We start from the raw sequence: 26531 nt of genomic DNA, 5'->3' as shown, positions 1-26531 counted from the left end.
GCCTTCGACCTCCAGGCGCGGGCCCAGTCCTTCGAATCCCTCAGGCCGGATCCCGGCGGGCGGTCAGCCACCAGGCGGCCAGGCCCAGCACCGCCGCGACGGCGAGCAGGATCCCCGCCTCCGCCGACTGCAGGATCCAGATGTCCGCCGCGGTCCAGTGGGACACCGCCTCCGACCGGTTGCGCATCCCCTCGGCGATGAACTGGCTGGCGGCCACGCCGAAGAACGCCGCCGCCATCGCCACTGTGGTCCTGCGGGTGATCGCGCTCCACAGCAGCCCGGTCGCGACCGCGAACACCGCCCACGCGTACGGCACGGACCCGGTCAGCGTGTACATGTCGCTGTCCACCTTGAGGGTGAACTCCGGCGTGACGAACTCGACCAGCGTGCTGATGTACGCCGTGGTGGCCAGCGCCAGGCTCAACGCCACGACCACCTGCCACAGGAACCATTGCGACCGGGAGACGCTCTGGGTCCAGGCGAACTGGTGGGTGCCGCGCTCGTACTCGCGGGAGACGATGGGCGCGCCCAGGAAGACGCCGAACACGAGCGGGATGTAGGGGAAGAGCATCGCCGACAGGCCGGACAGCACGGGAGCGTAGAGTTCCATCCCGCTGAGGCCGCCCCACAGGACGAAGATCAGCCCCATTCCGATCATCCGGCCGCGGTGCTGCCGGAACGCGAGCCAGCTCATGCGACGTCACCCCGTTCCGCGAGCACGGGCGGCGGGTAGAGCGTGACGTCGGGGGAGCGCATGTAGCCGAGCACCACGTCCTGCAGGGACAGCTCGCGCGCGGTCCAGCGCGGGTCGTGGATCGGGCCGCTCAGCCGGGCGAGCAGGCTCGTCTGGCGTTCGGTGTGGTGCTCGCCGATCACCTCGTACGACCCGCCGGGGACGGTTCCGGCAGGTCCGACCAGCAGGCGATGCGCCTGGAGGATCTCCTCGATGTCCCCGGCCACCTGCACCCGGCCCCGGGACAGCAGCACCAGGTGGTCGCACACCTCCTCGAGTTCGGCGATCACGTGCGAGGAGAGCAGGACGGTCATGCCGGTGTCGGCGACGGCCATCATCAGGCCTTGCATGACCTCGTGCCGGGCCAGCGGATCCAGGCTGGCGAGCGGCTCGTCCAGCACGATCAGGTCGGCCCGCTTGGCCACCGCGAGGGTGATCGCCACCTGGGCGCGCTGGCCGCCGGACAGGGTGTGCACGCGGGCCCGGCCCGGGACGTTCAGGTCGTTCAGCCGGCGAATGGCGCCCTTGGCGTCGAAGCGCGGGTTGAGCCGCTCGCCGACGCGGATCATCTCGCCGACGGTGAACTCGTCGTAGAGGGGTTTGTCCTGGGCCACGTAGGCCACCCGCTCCAGCGTCTCGCCGTACGGCGCCTGGCCGAAGACGAGCAGGTGGCCGGTGGTGGGGCGGCTCAGTCCTACGGCCACCCGCATCAGGGTGCTCTTGCCGGCGCCGTTGGGGCCGACCAAGGCGACGACCCGGCCGCGCGGGATGCTCAGGAAGACTTCGCGTAACCCCCAGGTGTCGCGGTAGCGCTTGCCGAGCCCGGCGGCCTCCAGGGCGATCACGCGATCTCCCTGCGGTGGCCGGAGAGCGCGAATTCGAGTAGCGAGCGCATGTCGTCGTCGCCGAGGCCCGCCTCGCGGGCGGTCGCCACCCATTCGCCCAGGGAGGCCTCCAGTTCCGGGTCGTGCGGCGCGACCAGCGAGCGCCGGACGAATGTCCCCAGACCGGGCAGCGCCTCCACCAGGCCGCGGGCTTCCAGCTCCCGGTAGGCGCGCAGCACGGTGTTGGGGTTGATGGCCAGCCGCCCGACGACCTGCTTGGCGGTCGGGAGCTGATCGCCGGGCATCAGCAGCCCGAGCCGGAGCGCGTGCTCGACCTGCTGGATCAGCTGGGCGTACGTGGCCGTGCCCGACTTCCGGTCGAGCGTGAAATCGATCAAGGTTCACCTCATTCCATTAATGCATTAGTTAATTGATGATTGATCGCCCTGTCAACCCCGCCCGATGTGACGTTATGTCCGTAGTTATACGCTTAGTGTCACTATGGGGGGAAGTGGTGGGATTTGCGGCGTCGCCGGTTTCTCGCGTGGGGAGCGGGAACGCTCGCGGTGGCCCTGGGGTGCGCGCCCGGGCCGGATCGGAGGTTCGCCCGGCCCGTTCTCCTGTTCGTCCCGGCGACGGCGGGGGATCTGTTTCCCCGGGGCTTCGCGACCATGGCCGAGACGCGCGGCCGGTTCCCCAAGATCATGATCGCCCCGTGCGACGGCGGCATCGTGACGATCGCCGAGTTCGCCCGGACCCGGCGCTCCGACCGGCTGATGGTGGCCGGGCCCGCGCTGGTCGCGGCCGCGGCGGGCAACGATGCCGGCGCGCTCATCGCCAGCACCACGCCGCTGGCCAGGATGGCGGGGGAGTGGCTGCTGTTCGTCGCCGCGCCGCGCTCCAGGTTCCGCGACTTCGACGGCCTGGCCAGGGCGCTGCTCCGCGACCCCGCCTCGGTCGAGATGGCCGGCCGCGCCCCCGGCAGCCCCGATCATGTCCTGTACGGCCTGACCGCGCGCGGCCTCGGCGCGGACGCCCGGCTGCTCAGATACGCCCCTTTCGCCGACACCGCCCAGGTGGTCGCGGCGCTGCTGGAGGGCAGGTTCGCGGTCGGCATCGGCGGCTACCGCGACCTGGAGCCCCGCCTCAAGACCGGCGGGCTCCGGGCGCTCGCGGTGTCCGCCCCCGACCGCATCCCCGGCGTGGACGCGCCGACCTTGATGGAATCCGGCGCGCGTCTCACGTACGCGAACTGGCGGGGGCTGCTCGCGCCCGGCGCGCTCGCCGGCGAGGACGGGACCCGGCTGCTGGACGCCTGCCACGATCTCGGCGACTCGGCGGCCTGGCGGCACTTCCTGCTGCGGAACCGGTGGGCTCCCATGTATCTGGCCGACGCCGACTTCCGGGAGTGGCTGGCCACCGAAGCGTACCGCGCGAGGGACGTACTGGCCGATCTTGGGGTGCTTTAGAACACAATCTGTTGGGGTTGCGGATCCACGCGGCACTAGATGTAGGATTCTCGACGTTGCTGGTTCACTCCTCAGAGGGGTGTGAAAAGGGAACCCGGTGTGATTCCGGGACTGCCCCGCAGCGGTGAGCGGGAACGACCGCCGTCACAGGCACTGGGCGCGCACGCGCCTGGGAAGCCACGGCCAGTAGGACGCCCGCGAGTCCGAAGACCTGCCAGCGGCCGACGCGCGGGCCGATGCCCGCGCCGGGTTGTGCCGGGCCTCGTGGGAGGGCCCGCCGACGAGCCGCGCGGTCCTTCGCGTGCTCCGACGCGTGCCGTAACCCCGGACCCGGGGGTGCCGGACTCGCGAGGGAGAGCAGATGACCGATCGATGGGCGATGATCGAGGCCGCGGCGGCCGGGGTGATCACCGATCCGGAGAACTCGAAACGGGCGGCCCGGCTGCTCGGCGAGCTGATCGCCGACGAGGCCGCCGCCGAAGGGGTGCGCACGTTCGCGGAGTCGATCGCCGCGACCCACCGGGCCGGGCTGATCCAGGACCGGCTGGCCGATTTCGTCGCCGCGCACGCGGACAAGCTGAACGAGCTGATCGGCGACGACGACCGGTTCGAGTATTTCGGCCTGCGCACCGTCTATGACCGCTACCTGCTCCGCCACCCCGGGACCCGCCGCGTGCTGGAACGCCCGCAGCACTTCTTCCTCCGGGTCGCCTGCGGCCTGGCCGGGACCGTCGCGGAAGCCGACGAGCTCTACCGGCTGATGGCCGACTTCGCCTACCTGCCCAGCTCGCCCACCTTGTTCAACTCCGGCGCGAGCCGCCCCCAGCTGTCCTCGTGTTTCCTGCTCGACTCGCCCCGGGACGAGCTGGAGGGCATCTACGAGCGATACGCCCAGATCGCCAGGCTGTCCAAATACGCGGGCGGCATCGGCGTCTCGTGGAGCCGTGTCCGCTCCCGGGGCAGCCTGATCCGGGGCACCAACGGCCTGTCCAACGGCATCGTGCCGTGGCTGCGCACCCTCGACGCCTCCGTGGCCGCCGTCAACCAGGGCGGCAGGCGCAAGGGGGCGGCCTGCGTCTACCTGGAGACCTGGCACGCCGACATCGAGGAGTTCCTGGAACTTCGCGACAACACCGGCGAGGACGCCCGCCGGACGCACAACCTCAACCTGGCCAACTGGGTGCCGGACGAGTTCATGCGCCGCGTCGAAGCCGACGAACCCTGGTCCCTCTTCGACCCCAAAGACGTCCCCCACCTCGTCGACCTGTACGGCTCCGCCTTCGACACCGCCTACCGCGCCGCCGAAGCCGACGGCCGCTTCGTCAAGCAGATCCCGGCCCGCACCCTGTACGGCCGGATGATGCGCACCCTCGCCCAGACCGGCAACGGCTGGATGACTTTCAAGGACGCCGCCAACCGCACCTCCAACCAGACGGCGCTGCCCAAGAACGTGATCCACCTGTCCAACCTGTGCACCGAGATCCTGGAGGTGACCACCGACCGCGAGACCGCCGTCTGCAACCTCGGTTCCATCAATCTGGCCGCGCATCTCACTCCGGAGGGCGTCGATCTGGCACGGCTGCGCGCCACCGTGCGCAGCGCCGTACGCGTCCTGGACCGCACGATCGACCTGGGCTTCTATCCGACGCCCGAAGCGGAGGTCGCCAACCGTCGATGGCGGCCGATCGGGCTCGGCGTGATGGGGCTGGCCGACGTGTTCTTCGCGCTGCGGCTGCCGTTCGACTCGCCGGAGGCCCTGGCGCTGTCCACCCGGATCGCCGAGGAGATCGCGCTCGCCGCGTACGCGACCTCCGCCGACCTGGCCGAGGAATTCGGCCCGCACCCCGCCTACGCCGACACCCGCGCCGCGCGCGGCGTCCTGCATCCGGATCATTTCGACGTTCCCGGCAGTCCCGAGTGGGACCGCCTGCGGGCCAGGATCGCGCGAACCGGGCTGCGCAACTCGCTGCTCGTCGCCATCGCCCCGACCGCCACGATCGCGTCCATCGCCGGATGCTACGAATGCATCGAGCCCCAGGTCTCCAACGTCTTCAAACGCGAAACCCTCTCCGGCGAGTTCCTCCAGGTCAACCGCTACCTTGTCCGCGATCTGCGGGCGCGCGGGCTGTGGACCCAGCAGATCAGGGACGCGATCAAACGCGCCGACGGCTCGGTTCAGGACATTTCCGAAATTCCCGGCGACCTCCGACTGCTCTACCGGACGGCGTGGGAGCTCCCGCAGAAGGCGCTCATCGACCTGGCGGCCGGGCGGCAGCCGTACATCGACCAGGCACAGTCGCTCAACCTGTTCATGGCCGCGCCGACGATCGGCAAGCTCTCCTCCATGTACGCCTACGCCTGGAAGAGCGGCCTGAAAACGACGTACTACCTGCGCTCCCGCCCAGCCACCCGAATCGCGCAGACCACCGTGGCCGCCGAAGCGGTCGCCTGTTCGCTTGAGAACCCCGAGACCTGCGAGGCATGCCAGTAATGCTGCTCGACCCTGGAATGGACCTGACCCTGCGCCCGATGCGCTACCCCGAGTTCTACGAGCGCTACCGGGCCGCGATCCGCAACACCTGGACGGTCGAGGAGGTCGACCTGCACTCCGACCTCGCCGACCTGGCCAGACTCGGCCCCGGCGAGCGGCATCTGATCAACCGCCTGGTCGCGTTCTTCGCCACCGGCGACTCGATCGTCGCCAACAACCTGGTGCTCAACCTCTACCAGCACGTCAACGCCCCCGAAGCCCGCCTCTACCTGAGCCGCCAGCTGTTCGAGGAAGCCGTCCACGTGCAGTTCTACCTGACCCTGCTGGACACCTACCTGCCCGACCCCGCCGAACGCGCCAAAGCCTTCGCCGCCGTGGAGCACATCCCCTCCATCCGCGCCAAAGCCGAATTCTGCTTCCGCTGGATCGACTCCATCGAAGGCCTGTCCCGCCTGGAGACCCGCGCCGACCGCCGCGCCTTCCTGCTCAACCTGGTCTGCTTCGCCGCCTGCATCGAGGGCCTGTTCTTCTACGGCGCCTTCGCCTACGTCTACTGGCTACGCTCCCGCGGCCTGCTCAACGGCCTGGCCGCAGGCACCAACTGGGTCTTCCGCGACGAATCCATGCACATGGAATTCGCCTTCAGCGTCATCGACACCGTACGCGCCGAGGAACCCGACCTCTTCGACGCCACCTTCGCCACCCAGGTCACCCAGATGATCGAGGAAGCCGTCGCCGCCGAACTCTCCTTCGCCCACGACCTCTGCGGCGACGGCCTCTCCGGCCTCACCGCCCCCCAAATGGGCGACTACCTCCAATACGTCGCCGACCAACGCCTAACCCGCCTCGGCCTCCCCACCCGCTACGGCACCCCCAACCCCTTCCCCTTCATGGAACTCCAGGACGTCCAGGAACTGGCCAACTTCTTCGAACGCCGCGTCTCCGCCTACCAAACCGCCATAACCGGCAACGTCACCTTCGACGAGCCCTTCTGACCACATCGCGTGCTTGCAGGGCCGACCAGCAGTGAGGATGCGGGGCTTGCACCTCCCGTGGCGGGAGGTTCTACGTTCTGGGCATGCACAACGACGACGAGCTGCGCTGGAGCATCGGTGATGTGTCCCGCAGGACTGGGATCACTGTCCGGACGCTTTATCACTACGACGAGATCGGCCTCGTCCGCCCGGCGGAGCGGACCGCTTCTGGGCACCGCCGCTACACGGCGTCCGACGTGCGCCGGCTCTATCGCGTACGGGCCCTGCGGCGGTTTGGCCTCTCGCTGGAGGAGATCGCCACGGCGCTCACGCGTTCGTCGGACGACTTGGGCACGCTGCGCGACCTGCTCGTCGCGCAACTGGCCGAGTTCGAGGCGCAGGCCATGCGCGCAGCCCGGTTGAGTGACCAGCTGCGTGGGCTGATCGCGCAACTCGACGCCGCTGTCATGCCAGACCCCGATCAATTCATGACGACCTTGGAGATGATTTCGGTGTACGAGACGTACTTCACGGAAGAGCAGCGCGAACTGCTGGCCCAGCGCAGGACGGACCTGGGCGCGGAGGCCGTGGAGGCCACAAAGATGGAGTGGCTGGAACTCGTACGAGCGTTCAAACAGCACCTGGAGGACGGCACACCGGTGGACGACCCCCGCGTGCGGGAGCTGACCGCTCGCTGGGAGGCAATCGGCATCCCGTACGCGAGCGCCGACCAGCAGGCGAACGAGCAGATCTCGGCCGCCGCAGGGGCGTTGTGGCGCGATCACAAGACCGAGATCAGCGCGGGCATCAGCAATCAGGTCCCGTGGTTGGCCCTCGATGACCTGCCGAAGATCATGGAGTACATCGAACGCGTGCGACAGGCCCGCTGACACCGCTGGTTCGGTACACACGGACCTGGACGCCCTCGCCACCGCGCTCTACGACTGTCTGACCTGTCTATGCGATCCGTGCCGCGAGCTCATTCAGACTGAGGAAATTCTTCGCGCAGCAGGCGACCTGCGGACCGGTCGTAAATGACAAGCAGGTTGAGCGTGCCAAGGGACGAAAGATCCTCTTCGGTTGGCACGTCGGATTGCACCAGCCGCTTGCCGAGTTGCTCGATCTGGGACTTGGCGGAAGGGAGGGACACCCTGCTTTTGTAGCAGGCCTGTCGCACTAGGTGCGGCGGGGGAGAAATCTCCTGGTGGAGAAACCTATACCGGGCGGATCGTGCCGCCGATCTGGTCGAACAGGGCGTTTTTGCCGGTCAGGTCGGTGCTGAGGGTGACCACGCAGGTGCGGCCCTTGTCGGAGGGGACGTAGTACTGGGTGCCGTTGATGAGGGCCTTGCCCAGGGGGAGCGTGTAGCGGATTCGGACGGCGGTGCCTTGGCCCAGGGGGACGGAGGCGGCTTCGGAGACCTTGGCGTTGACCGAGGTGAGTTGCTGTTTGGCGATCTCGATCAGGGCGTCGGCGGAGGCGCCCACGCTGGGCTGGCAGAAGCCGTTGAGGTTGGTGACGAAGCCGTCGGGGGACTCCTGCTGGGAGGCGGGGTCCATCGCGTACAGCGCCTTGCTCTTCTGGAGGGAGCGGAGGCTGGTCTTGGCCTGTTCCAGGGTGGCGCCGGTCAGGCCGCTGGCCTCCAGTTCCTTCTCGAAGTCGGTCTTGGACAGGTCCACCGAACGCCAGCTCGACGGGATCGCCATCACCAGGCCGTTGGAAAGCCCGCCGACCCGGGTGAAACCATCGGGAATCGGCAGCGACGACGGCCGGCTCACCGGTGGCGCGTCACTGCCGCATCCCGCGAGGAGCAGCGCGGCGGCGACCAGGACGGCGGAGACGAGTACGCGCGACACCCCGCGAGCGTAGCCCACCACGCGGTCGGCGGGGCACGGGCAACCAGATCAGGTAAACAGCGGGGCTGGCGAGTCACTAGATTTCCAGCGCACCTTCCTTTGACGCTCTAAACAGGCATAAACCGGATTCTGGGTGGTACTCACCAGATGAGGTGTGAGATGGTCCAGAATCCTGTTTCGCGCGGTCCCGTTACCCGGTTCATCCGATGGCTGGGGCTCGACCGTAACCCGCTGCGCCGGCGCAGCGACCGGGTGGAGGCGGCGATCCGGCTGATGTCCGTGATCGGCGTGCTGGCCTCGGTCGTGGTCGGCGTGCTCCTCGGCGTACGGACCTATCGGCACGGCCTCGTCCTGGAAGTGGAACAGCAGCGGACCCGGCACCGGGTCGACGCCACCCTCCTGGAGACGGCGGGCCCCAAGATCTCCCTCTCCGCCCCCGCCGCGGGCCCCGCCATGGCCACCTGGAAGTCCCTGAACGGCGTCCCGCACCAAGGCCTGATCGACGCGCCCGCCATGTGGCAGAAAGGCCAGACCGTCCACGTCTGGATCGACAACCGCGGCCAGATCGTCCCCCGCCCCCGAGACCGCGAGACCACCTTGATCTCCGGCATGACCGTCGGCGTCGGCATCCCCCTCTTCGCCCTGGCCCTGATCAGCCTCCTCCTCCTGACCACCCGGATGCTGACCGCCCGCCGCGCCCGCCAGGCCTGGGCCGCCGAGTGGACCGTCATCGAACCGACCTGGCGCATCAACGGCTAGCGGTCGAGGATTTCGTTTTTGCCGATGACGACGATGCCGCCGCGGGTGACGGCGAAGCGTTTGCGGTCCTCTTCCAGGTCGAAGCCGATGCGGGCGCCGTCGGGGATGATGACGTTCTTGTCGATGATGGCGCGGCGGACGATCGCGCCGCGGCCGACCTTGACGCAGCCCATCAGGACCGAGTCCTCGACCTGGGAGTGGGAGTGCAGGATGACGCCGGGGGAGAGGATCGAGCGCAGGGCCGTGCCGCCGGAGACGATGACGCCGGCGGAGACGAGGGAGTCGATGGCGTGGCCGACGCGGTCGCCGTCGTTGTGGACGAACTTGGCGGGCGGCAGGGGGTCGTGGCCGGTGTAGATGGGCCAGCGGTCGTTGTAGAGGTTGAAGACGGGGTGGGCGGAGATCAGGTCCATGTGGGCGTCGTAGTAGGCGTCCAGGGTGCCGACGTCGCGCCAGTAGCCGCGGTCGCGTTCGGTGGAGCCGGGGACCACGTTGTGGGCGAAGTCGTAGACCTCGGCGCCGCCCGCCTTGACCATCATGGGGATGATGTTGCCGCCGAGGTCGTGCTTGCTGGCGGGGTCCATGGCGTCCTCGCGGAGCGCCTCGATCATGGACTGGGTCTTGAAGACGTAGTTGCCCATCGACGCGTACACCTGGTCGGGCGCGTCGGGCAGGCCGACCGCGTCGGTGGGCTTCTCGCGGAAGGCGACCACGCGGCGGCCGGCGGGGTCGGTCTCGATCACGCCGAACTGGTCGGCCAGGGCCAGCGGCTGCCGGATCGCGGCGACGGTGACGTCGGCGCCGGAGTCGATGTGCTGGTCGACCATCTGCCGGGGGTCCATCCGGTAGATGTGGTCGGCGCCGAACACGATCACGTGGTCGGGCAGCTCGTCGTAGATCAGGTTCAGGTTCTGGAACAGCGCGTCGGCCGAGCCGGCGAACCAGCGCGGGCCGAGCCGTTGCTGGGCGGGCACCGGGGTGACGTAGTTGCCGAGCATCGCCGACAGCCGCCAGGTCCGCGAGATGTGCCGGTCCAGGCTGTGGTTCTTGTACTGGGTCAGTACGACGATCTTCAGATAGTGCCCGTTGGCCAGGTTGGACAGGACGAAGTCGACGAGGCGGTAGATCCCCCCGAACGGCACGGCCGGCTTGGCCCGGTCGGCGGTGAGCGGCATCAAACGTTTGCCTTCGCCACCGGCGAGCACGACTGCGAGCACCCTCATGGCCATGACCTTAACCCGTCAAAAGGGTCGCAAACACTAGGGTGAGCATATGCGTGTCGATCTGCTCAGCCGCGAGTACCCGCCCGAGGTTTACGGGGGCGCCGGAGTCCACGTCGAGTATCTGGCGCGCGAGCTGCGCCGCCTGCTGGACGTGCGGGTCCGCTGCTTCGGCGGGCCGCGCGAGGACGCCACCGCCTACCGGATCCCGGGCGGCCTGGAGTCGGCCAATCCGGCCCTGCAGGTGCTGGGCGTGGACCTGGAGATGGCGGCGGGCTGCCTGGGCGCCGACCTCGTGCACAGCCACACCTGGTATGCCAATTTCGCCGGCCATGTCGCCAAGATGTTGTACGGCCTGCCGCACGTCGTCACCACCCACAGCCTGGAACCCCTCCGCCCCTGGAAGGCCGAGCAGCTCGGCGGCGGCTACACCCTCTCCTCCTGGGCCGAACGCACCGCCCTGGCCTCCGCCGACGCGATCATCGCGGTCTCGGAGGGCATGCGCGCCGACGTCCTCACCGCATATCCCGAAATTTCGCCCAAAAGGGTGACGGTGATTCACAACGGGATCGACACCGGCGAGTACGCCCCCGCCCCCGGAGCCGCCGCCCTCACCCGCCACGGCATCGACCCCGCCCGGCCGTACGTCGTGTTCGTGGGCCGGATCACCCGCCAGAAGGGCCTGGCCCACCTGCTCCGCGCGGCGCACTCCTTCGACCCCGCCGCCCAGCTCGTGCTCTGCGCGGGCGCCCCCGACACCCCGGAGATCGCCGCCGAGGTGACCGCGCTGGTCGAGGAGCTCTCCGCCGTACGCAACGGCGTCATCTGGATCTCCGAGATGCTGCCCCGCCCCGAGGTCATCGAGATCCTCACCCACGCCACGGTCTTCATCTGCCCGTCGGTCTACGAGCCGATGGGCATCGTCAACCTGGAGGCGATGGCCTGCGAGACGGCGGTCGTGGCCACCGCCACCGGCGGCATCCCCGAGGTCGTCGCCGACCAGGAGACGGGCCTGCTGGTCCCGATCGAGCAGGGCCTCGACGGCGAGCCGTACGACCGGGAGGCCTTCGCGGTCGCGATCGCGTCCCGGGTCAACGCGCTGCTGTCGGATCCGGGCCTGGCCGACGACATGGGCCGGCAGGGCCGCCGTCGCGCGGTCGAGCACTTCTCCTGGCTGCGCATCGCCGAACGCACCCGGGAGCTCTACATGTCGCTGTGACGCCAGGGGTCGATCATCGTGACCCCGGGCGTGGAACCGCTGACGAGGGCGGGGACGGCCTCGTCCAGGGAGATCGTCCTGGTGATCAGCGCCTCCGGCGTGAGCCGGCCCGCCGCGATCAGCTCCAGCATCGGCGGGTACGCGTGCGCGGGCATGCCGTGGCTGCCCAGCAGGTCCAGCTCGTACGCGATGACCCGCCCCATCGGCAGCTCGGCCCCCTGGGGAAGCAGCCCGATCTGGACGTGCCGCCCGCGCCGCCGCAGACTCTGGATGGCCCGCTCGCAGGTGCCGGGGTCGCCCAGCGCGTCCATCGACACGTGCGCCCCACCGGCGGTCAGCTCCACGATGCGGCCGGTCAGATCATCGGCTCCGGCGAGCAGGCCCTCGGCCGCGCCGAAACGCCGGGCCAGCGCGAGGGCGTCCGGCGAGGTGTCGATCGCGATCACCTGAGCCCCGGCAGCGGCCGCGATCATGACCGCGGACAGGCCGACGCCGCCGCAGCCGTAGACGGCGACCCACTCGCCGGGCCGTACCGACGCGCGGGCGGTGACCGCGCGGAACGCGGTGGCGAAGCGGCAGCCGAGGCTGGCCGCCGTGGCGAAGGACATGTCCTCAGGCAGCCGGATGAGGTTCACATCGGCGTGATTTATCACCACATATCCGGCGAAGGAGCCCCAGTGCGTGAACCCCGGCTGGGTCTGGTGCGCGCAGACCTGCTGGTCGCCTCTCGCGCAGTCCGCGCACGACCCGCACGCGCAGACGAACGGCGCCATGACCCGGTCACCGGCCGCCCAGTGCCGCACCCCGGCCCCGACCTCCGCGACGACCCCCGAGAACTCATGTCCCGGAACATGCGGAAATTTCTGGATATCGGCGTCGTGGCCCTGCCAGCCGTGCCAGTCGCTCCGGCACAACCCGGTCGCCTCCACCCGGATCACCACACCCCCGGCCGGCGGCCCGGGCTCCACCACTTCCCGAATTTCCGGCGAAACCCCGAAACCGTCATAGACCATCGCGCGCATCCGCCCAGCGTAAACCGGGCGGCGCCGTAAGATCGCGCGACCCCGCGTCAGAGCGCGCGCTGCAGTAACACCGTGTCCAGCCAGCGCCCCTGCTTGAACCCCACATGCCGCAACCGCCCGGCCTCCGTGAACCCCTCCGACGCGTGCAACGCCAGCGTCGCCGCCGACTCGGGCCCGCTGTCGGCGATCACGGCGATCATCTGCCGCGCCCCCGCCTGAGCCGCCAGCCCCAGCAACTCCTTGAGCAGCGCCCGCCCGATCCCCTGCCCCGTACGCCCCGGAGCCAGATAGATCGTGTCCTCCACCGTGTGCCGGTAAGCCGGTTTAGGCCGGTACGCCGCCGCGTACGCGTACCCCGCCACCACCCCGTCCACCTCGGCGACAAGGAACGGCAGCCCACGAATCTCGATGTCCTCGGCCTTCTCCCGCCAGGCCTCCTGACTCGGCGGGACCTCGTCGAACGTGGCGACGCTCTCGGTCACGTAATGCGCGTAGATCGCGGTGACCGCGGGCAGATCCTCTGCCCGCAACGTTCTGATCATGTGTCCACGGTAGTCACGGCATCCGCGCCGCGGTCTCCCGGGTGAGGTCGATGAGCACACGCGCGAGTTCCGGCCGCTCGGTCATGAGGTCCTGCAGCCGCACCCGCCACATGCCCGACTCCGCGAGCGCCGCGTCCTCGCTCAGCAGCCGCAGCCGGGTCTCCGCCAGCTTCAGCTGGTACATCACGCCCAGGTAGTTCCCCACCATCTCGCTGACCACCAGTACGCGTCCGCGGTGGTCGCGGCCACGAAGACCCGGGCCGTGTCCCACGCCACTCGCTGGGGGTGAACGACGTCCATGGCCGGATGGTACGCCGGAAGAAACGTATTTCCGAGGGAGACCTGGCGCAAAGCCCTCAGGGTGCTGGATTCTAGGCGCAATAGCGTGAAAGGAACGTGCCATGCGCGCACTCGCCGGTCTGATCGCAGCCGCGATCCTCCTATTACCCGCCGCTCCAGCCCTAGCCGCGCCCGCCCCCGTCGCCTCCAAGACAGGCGAAGCCTCCGTATACAAGGCCCGCAAGAGCTGGGACCGCTACTCGCCGGGCAAGAGGGCATATGCCAAGGGCACCCTGCTCGCCACCAACCTGAACAAAGAGAGCATCCCCCCGCTGGCGACCGTGAAGGTCACCGGCAAGGCATACGACCTGACCAAGGGCAGCACCTGCGGTTACGCGGTGTTCCGCATCACCTACATGAAGGCCGACGGCTCGCTCCCGTTCAAGCACCGGACGATCCGCGACTGCACGTACAAGTCGGCCAAGAACTTCACCTTCACCGACAAGCGCGTCTACCTGGTTGAGCTCAAGGTCTGCAGCGAGGCCAAGCACAGCAAGCCGTCGATCAACTGCCTGTACGAGCAGGCCTGGAAGGTCCTGTACAGCACCCAGTAATCCGCTCGAAACGTACATAAGGAAAGATCTACGTAGTTTGTAGGTCTTTTCCCCGGGGGCATACGTGGGCGAGCTCGAACACCGGTATCGGGGCGAACATCCGGTCCGTACCCTCGCCTATCTCTACCGCGACCACCGGGGGCGCCTGCTGGTCGCGGTGCTCGCGTTCATCGTGAAGCACAGCCCCACCTGGCTGCTCCCGCTGGTCACGGCCAACATCATCAACGTGCTGGTAGAGCATCGCCCGGTCGGCGAACTCTGGGTCAACGCCGGGGTGCTCTGCCTGCTGCTGATCCTCAACTACCCATTCCACCTGCTCTACGTGCGCGCCCTGTCCGGCGCCATCCGCCGGGTCGGCACCGGACTGCGGTCGGCCCTGTGCCGCAGGATGCAGGAACTGTCCATCGGCTACCACTCCCGGGTCAGCGCGGCCGTGCTCCAGACCAAGGTGATCCGGGACGTGGAAGGCGTCGAGCAGATGACCCAGCAGGCCGGCGACATGGGCCTGGCCGCGCTGGTCACGATGGCGGGCGGGATCACCGTGATCGCCGTCCGGGTGCCGGCCGCGCTGCCGGTGTTCCTGGTGGTCGTGCCCGCCGCGGCCGTGCTGGTGATGAAGATGCGCGACCGGCTGCGCTCCAACAACGAGAGCTTCCGCCAGGAGGTGGAGCTGCTGTCCTCGCGGGTGACCGAGATGACGCACCTCATCCCGATCACCCGCGCGCACGGCCTGGAGAAGGACGCGCTGCACCGGGTCGACGGCACCCTGACCAAGGTGCTCCGCACCGGCCTCAAGCTGGACCTGGTCAACGGCAGGTTCGGCGCGCTGGCCTGGATCCTGCTGAACGTGCTCGGCGTGGCCTGCCTGGCCGGGGCCGCGCTGATCTCCTACTACGAGGTGTTCGCGCTGACCCCCGGCGACGTGGTCATGCTGAGCACCTTCTTCACCACGCTGACCGCCTCGGTGACCACGCTCATGAGCCTGTCCCCGATCATCGCGAAGGGCCTGGAGTCGGTCCGGTCCATCGGCGAGGTCCTGCAGGAACCCGACCTGGAGCAGAACGCCGGCAAGGCCGAGGTGGCGTCCGTGTCGGGGCGGCTCGACTTCGAGAACGTCTCCTTCGCGTACGAGACCGGGCGCGTCGCCGTGGACGGCCTCGACCTGAGCGTCGTGCCCGGGGAGACGCTCGCCCTGGTCGGCGCGTCGGGGGCGGGCAAGTCGACCGTGCTCAACCTGGTCATCGGCTTCCTGCGGCCCACCGGCGGCCGGATCCTGCTGGACGGCCGCGACATGGAGGCCCTCGATCTGCGCAGCTACCGCAGGTTCGTCTCGGTCGTGCCGCAGGAGTCGATCCTGTTCGAGGGCAGCATCCGGGAGAACGTCACCTACGGCATGCCCGAGGTCCCCGACGAGGTCGTGCGCCAGGCGTTGCGGGACGCCAACGCCACCGAGTTCGTGGACCGCCTGCCCGGCGGCCTCGACACGCTCGTGGGGGAGCGCGGCGCGCGCCTGTCCGGCGGCCAGAAGCAGCGGCTGGCCATCGCCCGCGCGCTGATCCGCGATCCCCGGGTGCTGATCCTGGACGAGGCCACCTCCGCGCTCGACACCCGCTCGGAGGCGCTCATCCAGCAGGCGCTGGCCCGGCTGGTCGCGGGCCGGACCGTGCTGGTCGTGGCCCACCGGCTCTCCACGATCCGCACCGCCGACCGGATCGTGGTCCTGGACGGCGGCAGGATCGCCGAAATGGGCTCCCACGAGGAGCTCCTGCGCTCCGGCGGCGTCTATACAGGGCTCCAGACCGCCTGAATCAAGTGCCAGTCAAGAAATATGCAGGCGGCCGGGTCCATAACAGGGGAGCAGCAGATCCGCCCGTCTGGAGCCCCCCATGAACCGAACCCTCCTCGGCCTGGCCGCCGTCGCGATCGCCGGAATCGGCGTCGCCCTGCCCGCCACCTCCGCCGCCGCCGCGGACTACGGGCCCGACACTTGCCGTCAGGGGTACGTCTGGCGGGGCGCCAAGCCCTCCGACCTGGTCTGCGTCACCCCCGGCAACCGCGACCAGACCGCGCTGGACAACAGCGTGAAGCACACCCGCTGGACCTCCGGCGCGTACGGCGCCCACACCTGCCTGACCGGCTACGTCTGGCGCGACGCTTTCGACGGCGACGACGTCTGCGTACACCCCCGGGTGCGCAGCCAGGCCGCGGCCGACAACGCCGCCAGCCCGGGCCGCAAGGTGGCCGCCAAACTGTGGATCTCGAAGTACACGATCAAGCCCAAGCCCGGCACGACCACCTCGACCGACGACATCCCCAAACTGAAGATCAACGGCAGCCACTACAACTACGGCCAGGTGCGGCTGTTCGTGCGCTACTCGGCCAACAACCGCGTCGCGTACAGCGTCACGCTCGGCGCGTCAGCCCACCCCGGTTTCGCCGGGGGCAGCTTCGGCCGCAAGACCGGCCTGTTCGACTGCTCAGGCCCCGGAAAGCCCGCCAACGCGTACGCGCAGGCGCATGACCTGGTCTCCGGCCGCTGGTCGGCACGGGTGCCGATCCGGATCGGCTGCGCCGTCCTCTAGCTAACGGGTGTGACCTCCCGGATCGCCGTCTCGGTCCTGACCGCCGCCGCGCAGTCCTGGATCGCCCCGGTCAGCAGCTCCCTGAGCAGCCGATCCGGATCCTGGACGCACGCCTGGGCGATGCCCCGGACCGCGAGCTGGACCGTGTTCGGGGCCGCGTACCTGCGGAAACCCCGGCGCGAGATGTGCACGCCGCCGCGGAAGCCGCGGGCCCAGCGCGCCGCTTCGGGAACCTGGTCGAGCGCCTTGCGGCTGGCCGGTTCCAGGCCGGGCGGACGGTCCTCCAGCTCACCGAGCACATGCTCGGCCGCGAGTACGGACACCGCGAGCGCCAGCTGCCGCTCGGCGGCCACCACGGGCAACGCGGTCGTCGCGCAGCGCAGCGCGATCGCCACCTCGATCCGCGGGTCGTCGCCGGTGAGCCCGATCACCGACGGGATCAGCGGCACGAGCAATTGCCGGTTCTCATCGGTGGTGTGGTCGTTGACCAGCCGGGCCAGACCGGCCAGCAGCGGATGCGTACAGGAGGGGTGGTCGCTCCACTTCTCTCCGGCCAGGTAGGACGCGAACTCCATGAAGCACGCACCCTTACGCGGATTGCGGTGCTTTCCCTTGCCCAGCAGCGGAACCGCCGCCGGTGGTTGGCCTGATGCGAGTCGTTCGGTGCGATTTCCCATGTGACTTCCCATGCGATTTCGTCCGTGATGTCACTTTCCAGTGTGCGCCTCGATCAAGCGGAGCGGAAGGGTCCCTCCAGCGCCGCCCACTGCAGCAGCATGATCGTCTTAGCGTCGGCGATCTCACCACGCCTGATCATCGCCAGCGCCTCGGCGAAGGGCAGCTCGACAACCTCGATGTCCTCGCCCTCCTCGGCCACCCCGCCCCCGGCCGCCAGCCGCGAATCCGCCCGGTACGGCGCCGCGTAGAAGTGCACACATTCGGTCACAGAACCCGGACTCATGAACACATCGAATACATGTTCGACGTCTCCAATGATATACCCGGTCTCCTCCTCGACCTCGCGGCGGACCGCGGTCTCCGCGTCGTCGGTGTCGAGCAACCCGCCCGGGGTCTCCAGCAGCATGCCGTCCGGGTGGCCGTTCACATACACCGGGTAACGGAACTGGCGGGTGAGCAGGACCGTGCGGCGCTCGGCGTCGTAGAGCAGCATGGTGGCGCCGTTGCCCCGGTCGTAGGTCTCCCGGTGCTCGACCGACCAGTGGCCGTCGGCGTGCTGGTAGTCGAAGGTCGTCTTGAGCAACACGTACCAACTGCAGGAGAGCAGCTTCACGTCGCGGACCAGCACCCGCGGATTGCCCGTCAGATCGCGGCCGGCCTGGTCGAGGCCGGTCCGGCCGCGACCGTCCGGAACGTCGATCCCCGGAACCCCGGTGATCTCGGTGGTCATCAGCCGCCGCTCTTGCGGCGGAAGGACCGCTTTCCGCCCACCACGCCGTGGGTGCCGTGGATCTTCGAGGACCCCTTGCCGCCGCCCTTGGCGTTCCGGTCGGCCTGCGTCTGGCGCTTGCGCTCCAGCGCCTCCCGGAACTTGCGCTTCAGCTCGTCCTCCCCCTCGTCCCCCTCGGACACAGCGATATCGGCTGTGTCCTCTGCGGGTTCCGGGGTGGGTTCTGCCGTGGTCTCAGACATCGGAACCTCCTGATCACCCACCCTACCGCGCCGTTACAAGCGAGATTTCAGGTGACCGGTTCCCGCCACTGCGGGATCAGGTGCAGCGGCAGCGCCGGCTCCCTGGCCGAGCGGGGATCGGCGTCGGCGACCGGCGGCACGACCCGAGGGCTGAAGATCTCCTCGACGTAGAGCAGCGGTGTGTCCCCGAGCATGATCACGTAACTGCGGCTCGCGCTGGTACGGCTGTCCGTCGCCCACCCGTTGAACCAGCGGGTGCCGGTGCGCAGGAGGATCCGGTGGTGGCCGGGCACGTGCTCGTCGAGCAGGCGCCCGATCGGCACGTCGCCGCCGTCGAAGATGCGCTCGATGACCGGGTGCCGGTCCGGCATCATGACCACCCGGTTGACCGAGACGGCGTGGCCGCTGGCCCTGACCAGCTCGGAGTAGCGGACGATGACGGTCTGCTCGGCGGTGATCCGCAGGTGGGCGCGGACCTCGGCGGCCAGCGCGAGACCGGCCTGGATCCGCTCCTGGCGGCCGATCCTGACCCGCAGCGGCTCGCCCAGGAAGGCGGACAGGATGCGGGTGGTCGAGCCGTCGTGACCGAGGATCATGCGTGTCAGCGCTTCAGGCGCGATGTTCATATCGGGTATTCCCTTCAATTGGTGTGAGCGTTGTGGCGCGGTTTCTGTTGCGCCTGCTCGTTCATGGCGTGCTTCGAGAGCACGGTGTCGGCCGCCTCGGCCACCCGCCCGGCCGCCTCGTAGAGCGCGATGAGCGACTTGACCGGGACCTGAGGCGGGCTGGGCGGGCTTGGGGCCGGCTCGGGGGCGGGACGCCGGGGCGGCGGTTCGCGGCGGACGAGCACCGGGACCACCCGCCCGGCGGTCGCCGCGGGTTCGGCCGGCTCCGCGGCGGCCGGTGGGGTCTTCTTGACTCTGGCCGGGGCCAGGAACAGCCCGAGCACGCCCGCGAGCGCCGCCATGGCCAGGCAGGTCAGCACGGCGGAGCTGTAGCCGGGCATCGGCCCCGACACGATCGGGTGGTCCATCAGCACGGCGGTGAGGGCCACCCCCAGCGCGGCTCCGACCTGCCGGGCCGACTGGCTGGCCCCGGTCGCCGCCGCGTACCGCTCGGGACCGCCGGACAGCGCGGCCGCCGCCGAGATCGCGGTGCTGAGCGCGCCCAGGCCCAGGCCGAACACCGCGCTGGCGGGCAGCCAGACCTCCAGCAGCCGGGGCGGTCCGTCCTGCATGCCCTGGGTGATCAGCCAGACGCAGGCCGTGGTGACCAGCAGCGCGCCGGTGTAGATCACCGGCCGCGGCCCGTGCTTCTTGGTCAGCTGCCCGGAGATCAGGCCGGAGACCAGCACCCCCAGCGAGATCGGAGCCAGCCCCGCCCCCAGCAGGACCGGATCGTCGGGCCACATGTCCCGCAGGTACATCGGCGCCATCACCAGCATCGGGAAGGCGATCAGGCCGTACATGATGGAGAGCAGCCCGGCCAGGGCGAACATCGGGATCCGCCACACCGCCAGCTCGATGGCCGGGACCGGGTGCCGCGAGGACCGCCAGACGGCCACCGCCAGCAGCACCAGACCGGTGCCGAGGGCGGCCGCCAGCTGGGTGCTCCAGCCCCAGGTCGGGCTCTGCACGATTGCCCAGACGATCATCGAGAGCGAGCCGAACAGCAGGGCCGTGCCGAACGGGTCGGGCAGCCGCCCGGCCAGCCGGCGGGTGTGCGGCAGGGCCAGCGCGGCGCAGAGCAGCAGCGCTCCCACGATCGCGCTCGGCATGAAGTAGGCGCGCCAGCCCAGACCCTCACCGAGGAAGCCGCCCGCCGCGTGCATCAGCGCGCCGCTCAGCCCCGGCGCCGCGCTCCACGCGCCGATCGCCGCGGCCCTGCGCTCGTCGGGGAACCCGGCCAGCATCAGCGCCAGCGACGACGGCACCATCGCCGCCGTCCCCACGCCCTGCAGCGCCCGCGCCGCCAGCAGCAGCGGGAAGGAATTCATCGTGATCGCCACGGCCGCGCCCGCGGTGAACGCGCCCAGCCCGAGCACCAGCAGCCGCCGGTGCCCGACCAGGTCGGCGATCCGCCCCGCGGTCGGCAGCAGCGCCGCGTAGGGCACCGCGAACGCGGTGATCACCCACTGCAGGTCGGTGCGTTCCAGGCCGATCCCGATGGCGGATTTGGTCATGCTCGGGACGGCGAACGTCGCTCCGATCGAGTCGGCCATGGACAGCGCCACCGCGCCCATGCACACCAGAAGGGTCAGCACGGTGCGTCCGCGCTGAGCGGGGAGAGCGGTCATCGGGTTCTCCTGTTCGAGTGCCGGAGCAGCGGGCGCCGGGGAGAGGCGCCCGCGTGCCGTCGTCTCAGGCGCCGACCGGAACCCGGGCGGCGTGCCCGGTCAGCGTCAACGGGGAGATCGCGGGAATGCGGTTCACCAGCGGGGCGAAGGCGGTCACCGTCTCGGCCAGCTCGCGCAGGTCGTCGTGGACCAGCGCCTGCGCGCCGTCGCAGAGCGCCTGCGACGGGCGGGGGTGCACGTCCACGATGATCCCGTCCGCGCCGACCGCGATGGCCGCCCGCGACAGCGGCAGTACCAGGTCGCGGTGGCCGCCCGAGTGCGACGGATCCACCAGCACCGGCAGGTGGGACAGCCGCTGCGCCACCGGCACCGCCGAGATGTCCAGGGTGTTCCTGGTGGCGGTCTCGAAGGTCCTGATCCCGCGCTCGCACAGCACCACCCGCAGGTTGCCCTGCTGGGCGATGTACTCGGCGGACAGCAGCCAGTCCTCGATCGTCCCGCTCATGCCGCGCTTGAGCAGCACCGGGCGGCCCGACCGGCCCACCGCGCGCAGCAGCGTGAAGTTCTGCGCGTTGCGCGCCCCGACCTGCAGCATGTCGGCGTAGGAGGCGACCAGGTCGACGTCGCGGGCGTCCACCACCTCGGTGACCACCGGCATGCCGGTCTCCGCCCCCACCTCGGCCAGGATCTTCAGTCCCGCCTCGCCGAGCCCCTGGAACGCGTAGGGGGAGGTGCGCGGCTTGAACGCGCCCCCGCGCAGCAGCACCGCCCCCGCGGCCCTGGCCATCTGGGCGGCCTCCAGCGTCTGCTGCGGCGACTCGACCGCGCACGGCCCGGCGATCAGCGTCACCGTGCCCGGCCCGATCGGCACCGGCCCGACCCAGACGGTGGACCGCTCGGCGTGCCCCTCCCGGCTCACCAGCTTGTACGGCGCGGACACCCGCCGCACCTCGGCGACCCCCCGCAGGTCGAGCGAGCCGATCTGCTCGACCGCCCCCGACAGGGCGATGATGGTACGGCTGACACCCTGGCTGACATACGCCTCGCAGCCGCGGGCGGTCACGGTGTCGACGACGGAGGCGATGTCCTCGGTGGTGGCCCCTGGGCTCATTGAGATGATCATCGCTGCGCCCGCCGTGCCGGTCCCGGCCACAGGACGCCGCCCTGGTTCTCGATGGCCGCCTCCAGAGCGGACATCAGCTGCATGGTCTGCTGCCTGAGCTCGCGCACGGCCGCCACCATGTCCGGCGAGAGCGTCTCGCGGGACCGGTTCTCCAGACCCGCCGCCGCCGTGCGCAGCCGCAGGTGCATCTCGTAGGCGATGTCGGCGTCGGCCACCGGGGCCGACATCGGCACCGGGCGGCGGGGCGCGGGGATGGACCTGCCGACGGCCGGGAGCACGTCGGTGTCGGCCTCCTCGGAGGGCAGCCACCCTTGCCATGGCTGCACCCCCACCGGCATCGGGCGGGCGTGCCGGCCCTGGACGGGACGCTGCCCGGTGACCGCCTCCGGCGGGTCGTCGGCGTACGGGTCGAGAGCCGGGGCGGGAGAGGGGGCCGGCTGCGGGGGAGTGGGGTACGGCGGCGTGGTCACCAGATGGCTGGGGAAGGCCGAGGGCCGCGGACGATCGGGTCCGGTGCCGGGAAACGGGTTGCGGCGCATGCCGCTCCTTCGGGTCAGCGGGCGCGCGGCCCGCGTGGAACTGGGGTTCTCTGCGGTGCTCGGGGCGGGGCACCTGTGATCCTCACGGATCAATGTTCGTGACCTGGTATTTCTTCTCGACGACGTTCTTGACAAGATTCAATTCTTTGAGTCGGGAGCATAGACAGGCGAACTCGAATCACGCTAGGGGTTCGATGAAAGTTCACATAAATGGCACGCGAGAGGTCACTGAACTTGACTCTTGTCAGCTTACTGACAAACCAATTCTGTCAGGGGCTGAGGGGGTATCAGAAATGTTCTTATCCTGCCCTTGACAACCACGTGTCAAGGGCCTGACCATCGCATTGATTGCCTGGCGTGCTCCGGGGAGACGTTCGCCCGACGGTGAGTGGGAAGGGCGCCAGGCAGTCGGAAAACTAAATCAGCAACTTATCTAGAGAGCTTCTCGAATCTTATCTAGAGACGTTACTTCATATTCCCGATGCAATTCCCGCCGAGTAGAACGGTGGCCGCTGTGAACCTTGCCTTTCCGTATTCAGACGCCGATGACGCCGAGCCCGTGCCGACTCCGGTGCGCCGTCCATGGCCGCACCGAAGGACCGTGCGCGCGGTGCCGGAGGCCGGCCCGCTGGTCGCGATGATCGGCGGCGGCCAGGCCGACAGGACCGGCCGCGAGCACCTCTTCCGCCGGCTGCACGAGGCCGGGATCCGGGTGGTGGCCTTCGACAGGTCCGCCCCCGCCGCGTGGCAGCGGCCGTACCTGGTGGGCCACAAGTGGGTGCCGGGGATGACCGCGGCCACCCTGACCGCCGCCGTCGCCGCCCACCCCGAACCCGTCAACGGGGTCATCTGCTGGGAGGACCGGCACTTCGCCGCCGCGGCGGCCGTCGCCGACCGGCTCCGGCTGCCCGGGTACGGCAGGACCGCCGCCACCGCCAGCCGGGACCGGGCGGTCACCCGTACCCTGGTCGAGGCTTCCGGCTGCGCGGTGCCGCGCTCGGCGCTCGCGGTCGACCTCGGCGAGGCCGAGGAGGCGGCCCAGGCGCTCGGCTACCCGGTCGTGCTCAAGCCCCGGCTCAAGACCACCGGCTTCCCGGCCCGGCTGGCCGAGGACCACGGTCGGCTGATCACCGGCTTCGCCGCCACGGCGGGCGCGGCCTCGGCCTCGGCCTCCCTGGGCAGCAGGCGCGGCGTGCTGGTGGAGCAGCGCCTGGACGGGCAGGAGATCGTCGCGATCTGCCTGACCTCCGGCGGGGTCACCCAGCTGGTCAGCATCGTCCGCACCATGGTGGACTTCACCCCCAGCGCGGCCGACCTGGGCCACCTGGTGGACGCCGCCGACCCGCTGCTGGACGACCAGACCATCCGGCACGCCGCCAACGTGAGCCTGCGGGCGCTGGGCGTGCAGGACGGGGCCAGCCAGGTGAGCATGCGGCTCACCCCGGCCGGGCCGTGCGTGATGGCGGTCAACGCCGGGCTGCACGACCTGGTCACCCGGCTGGTCTACCTGGCCACCGGGGCCGACCTGGCCACCGCCGAAACCATGATCGCCTGTGGCGCGCCGATCGCCGTCGCGCCGCAGCGCCACCACCGGGTGGCCGCCGTCACCTACCTCAGCGCGCCCGCCCCGGGCAAGGTCTCCCGGCTGGAGCTGGGCGCCCAGCTGAGCGACCAGGTCGGGCGGGCCGCCTGGCTGGAACGGCTGGTGCTGGACGTCGCGCCGGGCAGCGCCGTGGACCCGTCCCCCGACGGGCACACCGCGCGGATCGGGCTCGCCGTCGTCACCGGTCGCAATCGCAGGGAATGTCACGAACGGCTGGACCGGCTGCGCAGGGCGCTGAAGGTCACGGTCGTCGCCGCCGACGGCTCCGCACCGCCGGCCATGTCGGTATCGGGCTCCCGATAACGACCACGTTCAACCTCTTCCGGGAGTAAAGGGAATGGTTAGCCGAGCACCGCAGGACCCGTCGGAAGCCGCTCCGCCGAAGGCCCCCATCATGCGGTTACCCGCGGCTGAAGATCTCATCTCCGACCACGGGCGGAGCCTCTACGACTACTGTTCCCTCTGGCTCGGCGACAAGCTCGCCACCATCAACGCGGTGCGCAACACCTTCGCACTGGCGGTGGTGCACCAGGACCTCTACCCCGGCCACGAGCACCTCCGCTCCTGGCTGTACGCCATAGCCCGGGTGCACTGCATGGCCCAGCCTCACTACGGCGGTTTCACCACCGCCCCCTTCCCCCCGATCGGCGCCACCCCGCACGGCGACGACACCGAGCTGACCGCCAACGCCATGGGCGCGCTCGGGCGGCGCGAGCGGGAGGTCCTGGAGCTCATCCACCGGCACGGGCTCTCGGTGCCCGCGGTGGGCCTGGTGCTCGGGGTGCCCACGGACGAGGCGGCTCGCCTCGCCCTGGGCGCCCAGGACCTGGTCGAGTCCTTCGTGACCTGCGTACGGCTGGCCCAGACCGGGCGGTCGGTGTGCGGGGTGGGGGAGCCGATCGCGCTGGACTGGCTGGACTCGCCGCGCCGTGAGCTGCGCAGCCGGCTCAAGACGCATGTGCTGACCTGCGCGACCTGCGCCAGGGCGGCCAACCTGACCGTCTCGGTCCCGGCCCTGCTGGCCCGGCTGCCGATCGCCGAGCTCGACGACCTGGCCAGGTCCAGGATCGCGGCGCCGGCCCGGCCGGAGAGCGTGGAGATCCGGTGGAGCCAGCACGACTACCCGCTCCAGCCGGACGCGTACGACGCCTACGAGGCCCGCGACGGCCAGGACGCGCTGGGCCACCGGACCAGGGCGGCCCACCGGGCACGCGACGCCTACGGCGCCCGTGAGGCCGCCAATGGCGCGCGTGACTCCTATGCCGCTCGTGACGCTTATGCCGCTCGTGAGGCCTCCAACGGCGCCCGTGACGCGTATGCCGCTCGCGACTCCAACGGCGCGCATGATCCCTATGCCGCTCGCGACGCTTATGACGCTTATGCGGCCTCGGCCGAGAGGGACGACACGCCGCTCCTGAACGCGGTCCCGCGCGTCAACGGGCACCATGTGCCGGAGCCGACGTTCCGGGACTCGCGGGGACGGCCGCGCTCGATGCCCCTCGGCGCGCCCGTCTACGAGGACTACTACGCCGACACTGACGCCGATATCGACGACGGCCACCGACCCTCCGGTCCTTCCGGCCCACACCCAACGGAAGACGCCTGGGAGGAGCGTCGCCCTCCCGCCCCCCGCCTGCCGGAGGAGGCGCGGGAGGGCCGCGCGGCGCCGCGCCCGTGGGACGACAGGGTCTGGGAGAACCGGCCCGCGCCCCGGCTGCCCGACCGGGCGTGGGACGACGCCACGCCGCTGCGGACCCGCCGCCCGCGCGCCAACGTGCACGGGATCCCCGCCCCCCGGCGGCCCCTGGACGACGACCTGGCGCCCGTGGAGGAGATCTGGGACCGGCGCATCACCGCCAGGGTCCCCGCCGCTGTGCGGGAACGCTCCGAAGCCGCAACCTCCATGGCTTCCACGGCCGAGGTGTGGGACGAGAACGTCTCCACGCGCGGCAAGCTGTCCCGGCAGGGCACCAGGGCGCGGGCCAAGCAGCGCAGGGACCGGGCGGGCAGGGAACGGGCGGGCAGGGAACGGCGGCCCCGCCCGGTCCGGGTGGTCGCGCTCGGCGCCGCGGCGCTGCTGATCGTCTCGCTGGCCTGGCGCGGGCTGTCGGCGCGGGACTACTCCCCGTCGGGTCTGGCGATCGAGACCACCGGGGCCAAGGTGCCCGTGGCCGTGCCGCAGCTGACCAAGCCGGTGCCGCCCGTGTCGCCGTCGCCGGAGAAGCGCAGTGCGGCGCCCACGGCAGCGGCGAAGCCCACGGCGAAGCCGAAGGCCTCACCGACGCAGCGCCGTACCCAGCCGGTCAGCAAGCCCGTGGTGCGGCCGAGCGTGAAACCGAGCGTCAAGAAGCCGGCGCCGGCCGTGCGGCCGGTGCTGTCGGTCAAGCCGCAGGCGATCGAGCTCGAGGACGGCGCCGGGATCGTCACCTTCTCGGTGAACGCCGGGACGGCGAAGTGGAAGGCCGACAGCGAGCAGGACCTGGTGGAGATCGCCCCCGCGTCGGGGACCGTCACGGCCGGGAAGAAGGTCCGGCTGGAGGTCGGCCTGACCGACGACGGCCTGCTGGCCTCCTCCTGCCTGTTCGAGTCCGACAACGAGCTGGGCGTGGAGACCAGTGTGATGGACGTCATCACGATCAGGTGGACCGGCAAGAACGAGGACGTCGCCGCCAACGGTAAGATCACTCTCACCGTCGCGAGCTGCGTCACTCCATGAACTCGGGCTCCGGGGGCGGG

27 protein-coding genes and 1 riboswitch are annotated in these 26531 nt (G+C 70.2%); of the genes, 11 read left to right on the top strand and 16 right to left on the bottom strand.

Annotated features, from left to right (window positions below; translation table 11 throughout):
- Positions 1-40: 40 nt before the first annotated feature.
- Genes Aple_RS29300 through Aple_RS29290 form a run of 3 tightly spaced genes read right to left on the bottom strand, consistent with a single transcriptional unit; the run spans position 41 to position 1955 of the window.
- Positions 41-694 (bottom strand): ABC-2 membrane transporter-related protein, encoded by a 654-nt coding sequence (locus Aple_RS29300; RefSeq protein WP_155347936.1) that lies wholly within the window; start codon positions 692-694, stop codon positions 41-43.
- Positions 691-1578, bottom strand: a complete 888-nt coding sequence (locus Aple_RS29295; RefSeq protein ID WP_246264862.1) for an ABC transporter ATP-binding protein — start codon at positions 1576-1578, stop codon at positions 691-693. The genes Aple_RS29300 and Aple_RS29295 overlap by 4 nt, the downstream gene beginning before the upstream one ends.
- A complete protein-coding gene (locus Aple_RS29290) occupies positions 1575-1955 on the bottom strand; it encodes a GntR family transcriptional regulator (RefSeq protein ID WP_155347934.1) in 381 nt (126 codons plus the stop codon). The genes Aple_RS29295 and Aple_RS29290 overlap by 4 nt, the downstream gene beginning before the upstream one ends.
- Positions 1956-2078: 123 nt before the next feature.
- On the opposite strand from Aple_RS29290, the gene Aple_RS29285 reads away from it, so the two are divergent.
- From Aple_RS29285 to Aple_RS29270, 4 genes are all read left to right on the top strand, one after another.
- Positions 2079-3026 (top strand): Bug family tripartite tricarboxylate transporter substrate binding protein, encoded by a 948-nt coding sequence (locus Aple_RS29285; protein WP_155347933.1) that lies wholly within the window; start codon positions 2079-2081, stop codon positions 3024-3026.
- A 44-nt stretch (positions 3027-3070) separates the two neighbouring features.
- Positions 3071-3259: riboswitch (cobalamin riboswitch) on the top strand.
- 128 nt (positions 3260-3387) lie between these two features.
- The gene (locus tag Aple_RS29280; RefSeq protein WP_155347932.1) at positions 3388-5517 is read left to right on the top strand and encodes a ribonucleoside-diphosphate reductase subunit alpha; all 2130 of its coding nucleotides are present in this window, start codon (positions 3388-3390) and stop codon (positions 5515-5517) included.
- A complete protein-coding gene (locus Aple_RS29275; protein WP_246264861.1) occupies positions 5508-6512 on the top strand; it encodes a ribonucleotide-diphosphate reductase subunit beta in 1005 nt (334 codons plus the stop codon). Before Aple_RS29280 ends, Aple_RS29275 begins: the two co-directional genes overlap by 10 nt.
- Before the next feature lie 83 nt (positions 6513-6595).
- Entirely contained in the window at positions 6596-7381 is a 786-nt protein-coding gene (locus Aple_RS29270) for a MerR family transcriptional regulator (protein ID WP_155347931.1), read from the top strand.
- An 89-nt stretch (positions 7382-7470) separates the two neighbouring features.
- Here the strand turns inward: Aple_RS29270 and Aple_RS29265 are convergent, their stop codons facing one another.
- Positions 7471-7641: a hypothetical protein gene (locus tag Aple_RS29265; protein WP_155347930.1), complete on the bottom strand. Its 171-nt coding sequence runs from the start codon at positions 7639-7641 to the stop codon at positions 7471-7473.
- Positions 7642-7705: 64 nt separating this feature from the next.
- Complete coding sequence (locus tag Aple_RS29260; RefSeq protein ID WP_155347929.1) at positions 7706-8347, bottom strand: hypothetical protein; 642 nt, start codon at positions 8345-8347, stop codon at positions 7706-7708.
- A gap of 159 nt (positions 8348-8506) precedes the next feature.
- Between Aple_RS29260 and Aple_RS29255 the strand changes: the two genes are divergently transcribed.
- Positions 8507-9106 carry an Rv1733c family protein gene (locus tag Aple_RS29255; RefSeq protein WP_155347928.1) on the top strand — a complete coding sequence of 200 codons (600 nt, stop codon included), beginning with the start codon at positions 8507-8509 and terminating at the stop codon, positions 9104-9106.
- Here Aple_RS29255 and glgC read toward each other — a convergent pair.
- The gene (gene glgC, locus Aple_RS29250) at positions 9103-10329 is read right to left on the bottom strand and encodes a glucose-1-phosphate adenylyltransferase (RefSeq protein WP_218038556.1); all 1227 of its coding nucleotides are present in this window, start codon (positions 10327-10329) and stop codon (positions 9103-9105) included. The genes Aple_RS29255 and glgC overlap by 4 nt on opposite strands.
- A gap of 49 nt (positions 10330-10378) precedes the next feature.
- On the opposite strand from glgC, the gene glgA reads away from it, so the two are divergent.
- Positions 10379-11545 (top strand): glycogen synthase, encoded by a 1167-nt coding sequence (gene glgA / locus Aple_RS29245; RefSeq protein ID WP_155347926.1) that lies wholly within the window; start codon positions 10379-10381, stop codon positions 11543-11545.
- Here the strand turns inward: glgA and Aple_RS29240 are convergent.
- Genes Aple_RS29240 through Aple_RS29230 form a run of 3 tightly spaced genes read right to left on the bottom strand, consistent with a single transcriptional unit; the run spans position 11530 to position 13329 of the window.
- Entirely contained in the window at positions 11530-12567 is a 1038-nt protein-coding gene (locus Aple_RS29240; protein WP_155347925.1) for a zinc-dependent alcohol dehydrogenase family protein, read from the bottom strand. The genes glgA and Aple_RS29240 overlap by 16 nt on opposite strands.
- 47 nt (positions 12568-12614) lie before the next feature.
- Positions 12615-13109, bottom strand: coding sequence for a GNAT family N-acetyltransferase (locus tag Aple_RS29235; RefSeq protein ID WP_155347924.1), 495 nt, complete (start codon positions 13107-13109; stop codon positions 12615-12617).
- A gap of 13 nt (positions 13110-13122) precedes the next feature.
- Positions 13123-13329, bottom strand: a complete 207-nt coding sequence (locus Aple_RS29230; RefSeq protein WP_155347923.1) for a hypothetical protein — start codon at positions 13327-13329, stop codon at positions 13123-13125.
- 181 nt (positions 13330-13510) lie between these two features.
- Here Aple_RS29230 and Aple_RS29225 point away from each other — a divergent pair, with 181 nt between their 5' ends.
- From Aple_RS29225 to Aple_RS29215, 3 genes are all read left to right on the top strand, one after another.
- Entirely contained in the window at positions 13511-14002 is a 492-nt protein-coding gene (locus Aple_RS29225; RefSeq protein WP_155347922.1) for a hypothetical protein, read from the top strand.
- Positions 14003-14066: 64 nt separating this feature from the next.
- Positions 14067-15809: an ABC transporter ATP-binding protein gene (locus Aple_RS29220; protein WP_155347921.1), complete on the top strand. Its 1743-nt coding sequence runs from the start codon at positions 14067-14069 to the stop codon at positions 15807-15809.
- A gap of 79 nt (positions 15810-15888) precedes the next feature.
- Positions 15889-16584, top strand: coding sequence for a hypothetical protein (locus Aple_RS29215; RefSeq protein WP_155347920.1), 696 nt, complete (start codon positions 15889-15891; stop codon positions 16582-16584).
- Here Aple_RS29215 and Aple_RS29210 read toward each other — a convergent pair.
- The 7 genes from Aple_RS29210 to Aple_RS29180 all read right to left on the bottom strand — a co-directional run bounded on the left by Aple_RS29210 (position 16581) and on the right by Aple_RS29180 (position 22192).
- On the bottom strand, positions 16581-17261 hold the full coding sequence (locus Aple_RS29210) for a hypothetical protein (RefSeq protein ID WP_246264860.1): 681 nt from the start codon (positions 17259-17261) through the stop codon (positions 16581-16583). The two genes, Aple_RS29215 and Aple_RS29210, sit on opposite strands and share 4 nt — an antisense overlap.
- A 53-nt stretch (positions 17262-17314) precedes the next feature.
- The gene (locus Aple_RS29205) at positions 17315-17992 is read right to left on the bottom strand and encodes an NUDIX domain-containing protein (RefSeq protein WP_155347919.1); all 678 of its coding nucleotides are present in this window, start codon (positions 17990-17992) and stop codon (positions 17315-17317) included.
- Complete coding sequence (locus Aple_RS29200; RefSeq protein WP_155347918.1) at positions 17992-18234, bottom strand: DUF5302 domain-containing protein; 243 nt, start codon at positions 18232-18234, stop codon at positions 17992-17994. Before Aple_RS29200 ends, Aple_RS29205 begins: the two co-directional genes overlap by 1 nt.
- Positions 18235-18281: 47 nt before the next feature.
- Entirely contained in the window at positions 18282-18860 is a 579-nt protein-coding gene (locus Aple_RS29195) for a chorismate--pyruvate lyase family protein (protein WP_155347917.1), read from the bottom strand.
- A gap of 14 nt (positions 18861-18874) precedes the next feature.
- Positions 18875-20530 carry an MFS transporter gene (locus Aple_RS29190; RefSeq protein WP_155347916.1) on the bottom strand — a complete coding sequence of 552 codons (1656 nt, stop codon included), beginning with the start codon at positions 20528-20530 and terminating at the stop codon, positions 18875-18877.
- A 64-nt stretch (positions 20531-20594) separates the two neighbouring features.
- Positions 20595-21653: a 3-deoxy-7-phosphoheptulonate synthase gene (aroF, locus tag Aple_RS29185; protein ID WP_155347915.1), complete on the bottom strand. Its 1059-nt coding sequence runs from the start codon at positions 21651-21653 to the stop codon at positions 20595-20597.
- Entirely contained in the window at positions 21650-22192 is a 543-nt protein-coding gene (locus Aple_RS29180) for a hypothetical protein (RefSeq protein WP_155347914.1), read from the bottom strand. Before Aple_RS29180 ends, aroF begins: the two co-directional genes overlap by 4 nt.
- A 601-nt stretch (positions 22193-22793) precedes the next feature.
- Between Aple_RS29180 and Aple_RS29175 the strand changes: the two genes are divergently transcribed.
- Both Aple_RS29175 and Aple_RS29170 read left to right on the top strand, forming a co-directional pair.
- Positions 22794-24098, top strand: coding sequence for an ATP-grasp domain-containing protein (locus Aple_RS29175; RefSeq protein ID WP_170321713.1), 1305 nt, complete (start codon positions 22794-22796; stop codon positions 24096-24098).
- A 91-nt stretch (positions 24099-24189) separates the two neighbouring features.
- Positions 24190-26511 (top strand): hypothetical protein, encoded by a 2322-nt coding sequence (locus tag Aple_RS29170; protein ID WP_170321712.1) that lies wholly within the window; start codon positions 24190-24192, stop codon positions 26509-26511.
- The last annotated feature ends 20 nt before the right edge of the window (positions 26512-26531 follow it).

The sequence above is a fragment of the Acrocarpospora pleiomorpha genome (assembly GCF_009687885.1).
GTDB lineage: Bacteria > Actinomycetota > Actinomycetes > Streptosporangiales > Streptosporangiaceae > Acrocarpospora > Acrocarpospora pleiomorpha.
This window is presented reverse-complemented; position numbering and strand designations above follow the sequence as displayed.